8 protein-coding genes are annotated in these 7,349 nt (G+C 65.8%); 1 reads left to right on the top strand and 7 read right to left on the bottom strand.

Going from position 1 to position 7,349, the window contains the following annotated elements; genetic code table 11:
* From CF70_RS37720 to CF70_RS11915, 7 genes are all read right to left on the bottom strand, one after another.
* A partial coding sequence (locus CF70_RS37720) for an SDR family NAD(P)-dependent oxidoreductase (RefSeq protein WP_235185011.1) occupies positions 1-240 on the bottom strand: 240 nt, incomplete at its 3' end.
* A gap of 81 nt (positions 241-321) precedes the next feature.
* Positions 322-888 carry a DUF3833 domain-containing protein gene (locus CF70_RS11940; protein ID WP_051648300.1) on the bottom strand — a complete coding sequence of 189 codons (567 nt, stop codon included), beginning with the start codon at positions 886-888 and terminating at the stop codon, positions 322-324.
* Positions 885-2,168, bottom strand: a complete 1,284-nt coding sequence (locus CF70_RS11935; protein WP_051648298.1) for an MFS transporter — start codon at positions 2,166-2,168, stop codon at positions 885-887. Before CF70_RS11935 ends, CF70_RS11940 begins: the two co-directional genes overlap by 4 nt.
* Complete coding sequence (locus CF70_RS11930; RefSeq protein ID WP_235185008.1) at positions 2,165-2,668, bottom strand: chalcone isomerase family protein; 504 nt, start codon at positions 2,666-2,668, stop codon at positions 2,165-2,167. The genes CF70_RS11935 and CF70_RS11930 overlap by 4 nt, the downstream gene beginning before the upstream one ends.
* A 28-nt stretch (positions 2,669-2,696) precedes the next feature.
* Positions 2,697-3,911, bottom strand: a complete 1,215-nt coding sequence (locus CF70_RS11925; protein WP_035864521.1) for an SAM-dependent methyltransferase — start codon at positions 3,909-3,911, stop codon at positions 2,697-2,699.
* Positions 3,908-4,789: a DUF1365 domain-containing protein gene (locus CF70_RS11920; RefSeq protein WP_051648296.1), complete on the bottom strand. Its 882-nt coding sequence runs from the start codon at positions 4,787-4,789 to the stop codon at positions 3,908-3,910. Before CF70_RS11920 ends, CF70_RS11925 begins: the two co-directional genes overlap by 4 nt.
* On the bottom strand, positions 4,786-6,132 hold the full coding sequence (locus CF70_RS11915) for an NAD(P)/FAD-dependent oxidoreductase (protein ID WP_035864519.1): 1,347 nt from the start codon (positions 6,130-6,132) through the stop codon (positions 4,786-4,788). Before CF70_RS11915 ends, CF70_RS11920 begins: the two co-directional genes overlap by 4 nt.
* Before the next feature lie 179 nt (positions 6,133-6,311).
* Here CF70_RS11915 and CF70_RS11910 point away from each other — a divergent pair, with 179 nt between their 5' ends.
* Positions 6,312-6,926 (top strand): TetR/AcrR family transcriptional regulator, encoded by a 615-nt coding sequence (locus tag CF70_RS11910; RefSeq protein WP_035864517.1) that lies wholly within the window; start codon positions 6,312-6,314, stop codon positions 6,924-6,926.
* Positions 6,927-7,349: the final 423 nt, after the last annotated feature.

The following is a 7,349-nucleotide window of genomic DNA, read 5'->3' as shown; positions in this document are numbered from 1 at the left end:
GCGCAGGCTGGCGGGCGCCGGGCCCCAGGCGCGAGGGTCGGTGGCGTCCATCGGTAACAGGAGCGCCTTTGCGTCGTCTTGCGCCACCACCCTCAAGGCTTCGGCTTGCCGCGCGGACAGCGCCACCCAGGCGCCGCGTGCAAGCAGGGCGCGCGCCAGCGCCGCGCCGATGCCGCTCGAAGCGCCGATCAGCCATACCCGTTTCCCGTTCCATTCGGTCCAGCGCGGATTGAGTGCCATCCAGGCCATACTTGCCTCTTCTGATTGAACCAATAGCAAATTGCAACGGCGGATCGACCTGGCGGCAGCCAGCCGCGGCCGCTACCGCGGCCGACTGAAAAAGACCGTGACCTGCCCCACCTCGAAGCCGAACTTCGAGACGCTGGCGCGGTTGATCATGGTGTGCGCGTCGACCAGGTACATCCAGTCGTCGAACTGCACGTCATAGGTGGTGTTGCCCACCGGCAGCCTCAACGTGTAACGCCAGTTCAGGGCGTTGCCGGCGCTATGTCCGATCGCCTCGCCCACTACATCGCCGGCACGCCCGCGCCAAGTGCCATCGAGTTGCCGCGCCAGCGTCCAGGTGCGCCGCTCGGTGGTGCCGTCGCTGTAGTTGAAATGCTCGTCGAGCACAAAGTCGTTGCCCTGCTGGCTGCCTTCGATGGCCACCGTAAAGCGCTTGACGACCTCGCCCCCGCGTTTCTGGAACATGCCCCACGCCTCGGTTTTGCCGGTGAAGAAGGCGGGCACATCAAGCACTGGCTGCTGCTGCGCGTATCGGGAAACATCCGGGCCGGCGCAGGCCGCCAGCGAGAAGACGGAACACAGCAGCCAGCGCCGACACCGAGAGCGCCGGTGCACGAGGCCGGGTAGGCCGATGTGGGTCATATTGGCTTCTCCATTGAGGATTTGGGCGTCGCTCGTATGCGCAGGCACAGCATGGCGGCGAGCTTGAATACACAGGGCAGGCCGCCGTAGACTAGCGCCAGCGCATGGCTGCCCGCCGGACTCCCGCCGGCACCAGGCTGATAACCGCACCACGCCAGCAAGGGCAGAGCCAGGCCGGATAGCGCGAGCGCCAGCTTGCCCAGCAGGCTCCAGATGCCGTAGTAGCTGGCGGGCTGCTCCCCCGCGGGAATCAGGCAGGCCAGCAGCACAGGCGGCAACGCAAGATCGGCACCGAGTGCCAAGCCAGCCACCACGCAGACCGCCAGATAGGCGCCGGTATCGCCCGCGCCGAGCCCCGCCGCCCAAACGAAGGCGGCTACCGCCAGTACCATGCCCAGGCGCCAGGCGCGTGCAGGCCCGAGCCGGGCCGACAGCCGGGTCCAGAGCGGCAGGCCTGCGGCGCCTGCGGCGAAATACGTGGCCAGGAATGCCCCGGACCACTGCGGTGCACGGAGCCGGTCCTGGATGAAGAACAGGGCCAGCGTAGCCGGTATCGATACCGAGACGGCGTTGAGGAAATAGGGCAGCAGCAAATGCCGGAAGCCGCGGTTGGCCAATGTGGCGCGCCAGCCCGCCACCCCTGCGTCATGGTGGCGCCAGGCTGGCGCGCGTCGCAGCAATAGCCACAGCGCCGCCAGCAGCAAGGCAGCAAACAGCAGAGCGTAGCTGGCCATGGCTGGCTCCGCGGGCCAGCCAGAGTTACCCAGCAGCCAGGGCGGCAGCACGCTGGCCAGCATCACGCCCGCCAGGCCCGCTCCTTCGCGCCAGGCAGCCGCGCGGGTGAGGGCGGCGGGGTCGCGGGAAAGGCGCGCGCCCCAGGCCAGGTAGGCGATACTGACCACGCTGTGCGCGCTGTAGACCAGTACAAGGGTAAGGGCCAGCCAGGCCGCCAGCGCGGCGCCCCGCATCGGCGGCAGCCACAGTGCGGCAAAGGTGACGGCCAGCATCAGGCACGCCAGCCATAAGGCCGGCGCCAGCTTGCCGCGTTGCATAAGCCGGTCGATCCAGCGACCGAGGAAGGGATCCTGCACGGTATCGACCAAGCGGGCCACGAACAGTACCGTGCCGGTGGCGGACAAGGCCAGTCCCAGTTCGCTGGCGTAGTAGGCCGGCACCTGTATATAGACTGGCAGTGCCGCCATGGATAGCGGCATCCCGAGCAGGCCATAGGCCGCCATGGCGGGAACCGTGGCGGCGGACGCGGCGCCCGGGGTATTCATCGCGTCAGCCCGAGCAGACGCTGGCGCAATGCTGGCGCACGGGTGGCGGGATCGAGCCAGATCGAGAAGAAGGCTTGGGCGAAGTCCGGGTCATCGATATCCGCGGTCAGTTGCTCGCCGGCGTAGAAGCGCACGCCTTTGCCGGGCACGAACACTCCGGTAAGCGTATCGCCGGGCCGCACGTCGACAAAGGCAAGCGCCATGTGCGCCCGCCAGCGTTCGAGCTGTTGCGGGCCGGGTGCGGTGCCGCCGGCGCTGCCGATGCGCTTCATCTCGTCCAGGCTTGTTTCGACTAGGCGCTCGCGCTTGATGCTGCGGTCGTAGGTCAGTTGCAGCGCGAAGGGAGCCTGCGGCGCGAGCGGCAGACGCGCGCTCCAGAGCTGGGCGGTATAGAGCCGGAAGCCAAACACGCGGAACTCGCCTTCGCCCGACAGGCGAGCCGGCTGTACGTCGGCGCGCCAGCCGGCCGCGGCTAGGACAGGCGCGCAGAGAATGGTCATGATGAGGGCGACAGCGGCGCGGCGCATCTCACCCCGCCCTTTGCAACACAAATTGCATGACGTCGGTACGGCCTTCGTCGAATCCCGCTTCGCAGTAGCACAGATAGAGCCGCCAGGTACGAACGAAGGTATTGTCGAAGCCCTGCGCGGCGATATCGTCCAGCGCCTGCTCGAAGGCGGCACGCCAGTGGCGCAGCGTCTGCGCGTAATCGGAGCCGAAGGCCAGTGTGGCGCGGCCGTCCATCCCGGCCTGCAAGGCAGCGCGCAGAAAGCGCCGGGGGCTTGGCAGCATGCCGCCGGGAAACACATACTCGCGGATAAAGTCGCTGCTGGCACGATAGGCTTCGAAGCGCTGCTCCGCGATCGTGATCGATTGCACCAGCGCGCGTGCCCCGGGCCGCAGGCGCTGGCGCAGCATGCCGAAGTAGCTGGGCCAGTAACGCTCGCCCACTGCCTCGAACATCTCGATCGAGACGATGGCGTCGTACTCGCCGTCGACGTCGCGATAGTCGCGCAGTTCCAGCCTGGCGAGCCCTTCCAGCCCCGCCTCGACCACGCGCCGCCGGGCGACCTCAAGCTGGGCCACGGAAATGGTGATGCCGTGCACCTGAATACCCTGGCGGGCCGCATGCAGGGCAAAGCCGCCCCAGCCACAGCCGACTTCCAGCACGCGCATGCCGGGCTTGAGGGCGAGGGTGTTGACAATGTGCTGATACTTCGCGTACTGCGCGGTTTCAAGCGAGCGATTCTTCTCGCCCTGAAACAGCGCGGCGGAATAGGTCCAGCTCGGGTCTAGCCAGCGCTGGTAGAAGGCATTGCCGAGGTCATAGTGTGCATGGATATTGCGCCGGCTGCCCTGGCGGCTGTTGGGGCGCAACACGTGGCGCAGGCCATACCACAGCCGCGCCAGCCAGCTGCCGACCACGGTCTGCGGTAGCGCTGGCTCGTTGCGGATGGCCAGGCGCAGCAGCGCGGTCAGGTCCGGGCTGTCGACCCAGCCCGCCCGGTAGGCCTCGGCGAAACCGATATCACCGGCGCGCAGGATCTCGCCGCAGGCGCGCCAGTCATGCAGCTCCAGGCGCGCCCCGGGACCGCCGTGGGGGTCGCCAAACAGGCGCTGCTCGCCCGCAGGCGTGACCAGCAGGAGGTGGCCGACGCAAATACGTTCGAGCAATGTCAGAAAGAGACGGGCTGACGCAGGGGCACCGTCGGGCGGCAAGGTAAGCGCGCGGGAAGGCGTCATGGCTGGTTATCCTCGGACTGCGGCAGGTTGGTGGAGGGGTTGCGGTTTGCCGGACCGGGTGGACCGGCGGGGCGGGAGGCGCCAGCCGCACCGGCAAAAACGGCTTCTGCCGGCGTAGCCGATGGTGCGGGGTTCTTGCCATGGAAAGGCACCTTCTTCAGCCACAGGCGCAGGGCCTGCGAGTGGATACGTGCCATCACCGATATCGTGAGCCATGGCTGCCGCGCCAGTGCGCCCAGCACATTGGGGCGCGAAAACGGCAAGCGCCGCCCGCCAATCGCGGTGCGGATCAGCAGGCCCCCCGCGTCGTAATAGTCGATGCCGGCAAATGCGGTGCCCTCGGTATCGCGAAAGCGGAACGCGTAGCCGCCTTCGACTTGGCAGAAGGGCGAAACATGCAGGGCCTTGCGGCAGGTCAGCACGGTGCTGACACCGATCACGCCTTGGTCTGGTGCCGACAGCAGATACCGGTGGCTGGCGCCGAAGGTGTTGTTAACTTCCGCCAGCACCGCGCGCAAGTCACCGGCGCAGTCATGGCAGTACCAGAAACTGACCGGATTGAAGGCGTAGCCGAAAACCCGGGGGAAGGTCTGCAGCCAGATCTCGCCGTCGACGGGCAGGCCGGCCTGCGTCAGCAACTGGCGCATCCACGACGAGAGTCCGCTGCCATCGCGCGGGCCATAATCCCGCGTGTAGAGGGCGAGCGGCGCCCAGCAATCGATGCCGAACCACCAGTGGCGCAAGGCAGGAAGACGGTCGAGATTGCAGCGCAGGAAAAACACCGGATACACAAAGCGGTTGCGCGCCGGGCGCAGGCGTTCGTGCATCACGCGCCCGACCATCAGCCAGGCAGCAGGCTTGTCGGAAGCGGCGCTCATATTCGTGCCCAATCAGGCAATGCGTCGAAATCGGCCGCCACGCGCAGGGCGGACTTGAGGCCGTCCTCATGAAAGCCATAGCCCGTCCAGGCACCGGCAAACCAGGTGCGGCGCCGGCCCTGTAACGCCGGTACCCTGGCTTGCGCCGCCACCGCGGCCAGGTCAAAGACGGGATGCTGGTATTGGTAGCGGCCCAGTTCAGTGCCCGGTGCCGGCGGCGCGATCGGATTGAGCGTCACGACTACCGGAGTCTTGAAGGGCAGCGGCTGGAGCTGGTTGCACAGGTAGCTGACGCAGACCGGACGGGCAGGGTCGGCAGCGCAGTCGTCCGGGCTCGAATCGCGGCCGTTGGTGCCAACCGAGCGGCCGAGGTAATTCCAGGCCGACCAAACTTGGCGCCGGCGCGGCAACAGGGCGGGATCGGTATGGAGGATCGCCACGTTAGGCTGGTACTGCACCGCGCCAAGCACGGAACGCTCAGTAGGATCGGCATCGGCCAGCATACGCAGCGTGGTCGGGGCGTGGGTTGCCAGCACCACGGCATCGAAGTGCTCGGGGCCGTTATCGGTCAGCAGGTCCACGCCCGCGTCGTGTCGCCGGATGCTCTGCACTGCCGTCGACAAACGGATGCTGGCCCCGCGCTTGCCGAGTTGCGCCGCAATCTGGCGTACATACTCGCGCCCGCCGCCAAGCACCGTTTTCCACTGCGGCCGGTTGTTGACTTGCAACAGGGCATGGTTCAGGCAGAAGCGCAGGAAGGTCGCCGCCGGAAAGCGCAGGATATCCGCAGTGGCACTGGACCAGATTGCGGCGGCCATCGGCAGCAAGTAGTTCTGGCGGAAAGGATGGCCATAGCCGCCACCGCTCAGGAGTTCGCCGACTGAGCAGCCGCTCTGCGTGGCCATGACCAGGTTACGCTCGGCCGCGCCATTGAAGCGCGCGATATCCCGTAACATGGACAGGAAACTCGGGGAAACCAGGTTGCGGCGCTGCGCGAACACCGTGTTGAGATTGCTGCCCGCCCACTCCAGTCGGCCCTGGTCCAGCGACACCGAGAACGACATATCGCTTGGGTGGGCAGTGACGCCCAGTTCCGCGAACAGCGCGATCAGGTTGGGATAGGTCCGGTCGTTGAAAACCAGGAAGCCGGTATCGACCGGATGGCACGATCTCTCCAGTTCCACGTCGACGGTATTGGTGTGGCCGCCGAGGTAATTGCCGGCCTCGAACAGCGTAATGTTGTGCCGGCGCGACAGCAGATATGCGCTCGCCAGGCCCGAGATGCCAGCGCCGACCACCGCGATGCGCTGGCCACGCGGATAGGAACCGGGTGCGCCACTCATGCCTGATCCTCGCCACAAAGGAAACAGGCAACGGCGCCGGCAACCCTGTGCCTGGCGGGGTTATCGGACCGGCTCTGCCGGGGTTCTTCTGAATTCGACATCGCTGTGCCTGGATGGGTGCTATGATGGATTCGTACCGCGTTGGAAAAAAGATTACTACATAGTAGCGATAATTACTAATGAGTATTTTCGGCAGGCTCAGTTTTAAGGACCAGGCTTTCAAGCTTCGCGAGAACGCCATTCTTGACGCGGCGACGCGCATCCTGGGGATCAAGGGCTTCGACCTGATGACCATGGACGACGTGGCGCTAGAGGTCGGCATCTCCAAGCCCAGCCTCTATAAGCATTTCAAATCGAAGGAGGATCTGGTCGGTGAGGCCTTGATCCGGTTGATCGACGGTGCGCTCGAGTACCTTGAACAATTGCCGGTGGACATGACCGGGCTTGCGCGGCTGCGCGCATTGCTGGAATGGGCTCTGCGGGTCCGCCTGACCGGCGGGCTGCCGTTCCTGCCGTCCACCAGCCCCCACGTGCGCGAGATGCTGACCCGCAACCTGCGCTACGTGACGCGGGTGCTCAAGCTCAACCGGCAACTGGAAAAGCTCGTCGGCGAGGCCAAGAAGGCCGGAGAGCTGGACCCGTCGCTGCCCGACGACGTGATCTTGTTCAGCTACTACGCCCGCACCTGCGACCCGGCGGTGGAATATCTACAGCTCTACAGCAAGCTCGGCACCGACGAGATCGTCGAACACATGCTGAAGGTGTGCTTCGAGGGAATGCGCAGTCACTTGTAGGCGGCCACGGAACGCGCCGTGGACCTGTGGCCTGATGTCTACTTGTACGAGGAAGATGGTGGACTGGACTCACCCCGGGACGCGTCCGGGACAGGCGCCTGGATGAGGATCGGCGATGCATGCCCTGGAGAGCAGAAATTGCCCGCTTGGCGAAGCAATAGCAGATCGCGGGAAAGCCCGTACGGATGAAGTCGGGGGTACAGCGGAACCCGTCTGGCGAGCGATGCAACCCTCTGCATTGTGCTCTGCATGGCGCAACAAGAAATCCCGGCAATCCCTCAATTCCGGACTGGTTGCAGCGGGCAGTCAACGCCGGGCAGACTGTGGAACATTTCCGCGTCTAGCGGGCGAGTAGAGGACTATCCCCTTCGATTTCCTTCACCCGCTCCATTGGGAGCCGCTCGGTCGTGGCTGAGAAGTTTC

This window comes from Cupriavidus sp. SK-3 (genome assembly GCF_000611145.1).
Lineage (GTDB): Bacteria > Pseudomonadota > Gammaproteobacteria > Burkholderiales > Burkholderiaceae > Cupriavidus.
This window is presented reverse-complemented; position numbering and strand designations above follow the sequence as displayed.

Excerpts from the sequence above, each read along its gene's own strand:
- CF70_RS11930 (WP_235185008.1), bottom strand. The coding sequence starts at position 2,668 with ATGACCATTCTCTGCGCGCCTGTCCTAGCCGCGGCCGGCTGGCGCGCC.
- CF70_RS11940 (WP_051648300.1), bottom strand. The coding sequence starts at position 888 with ATGACCCACATCGGCCTACCCGGCCTCGTGCACCGGCGCTCTCGGTGT.
- CF70_RS11915 (WP_035864519.1), bottom strand. The coding sequence starts at position 6,132 with ATGAGTGGCGCACCCGGTTCCTATCCGCGTGGCCAGCGCATCGCGGTG.
- CF70_RS11920 (WP_051648296.1), bottom strand. The coding sequence starts at position 4,789 with ATGAGCGCCGCTTCCGACAAGCCTGCTGCCTGGCTGATGGTCGGGCGC.
- CF70_RS11935 (WP_051648298.1), bottom strand. The coding sequence starts at position 2,168 with ATGAATACCCCGGGCGCCGCGTCCGCCGCCACGGTTCCCGCCATGGCG.
- CF70_RS11910 (WP_035864517.1), top strand. The coding sequence starts at position 6,312 with ATGAGTATTTTCGGCAGGCTCAGTTTTAAGGACCAGGCTTTCAAGCTT.
- CF70_RS11925 (WP_035864521.1), bottom strand. The coding sequence starts at position 3,911 with ATGACGCCTTCCCGCGCGCTTACCTTGCCGCCCGACGGTGCCCCTGCG.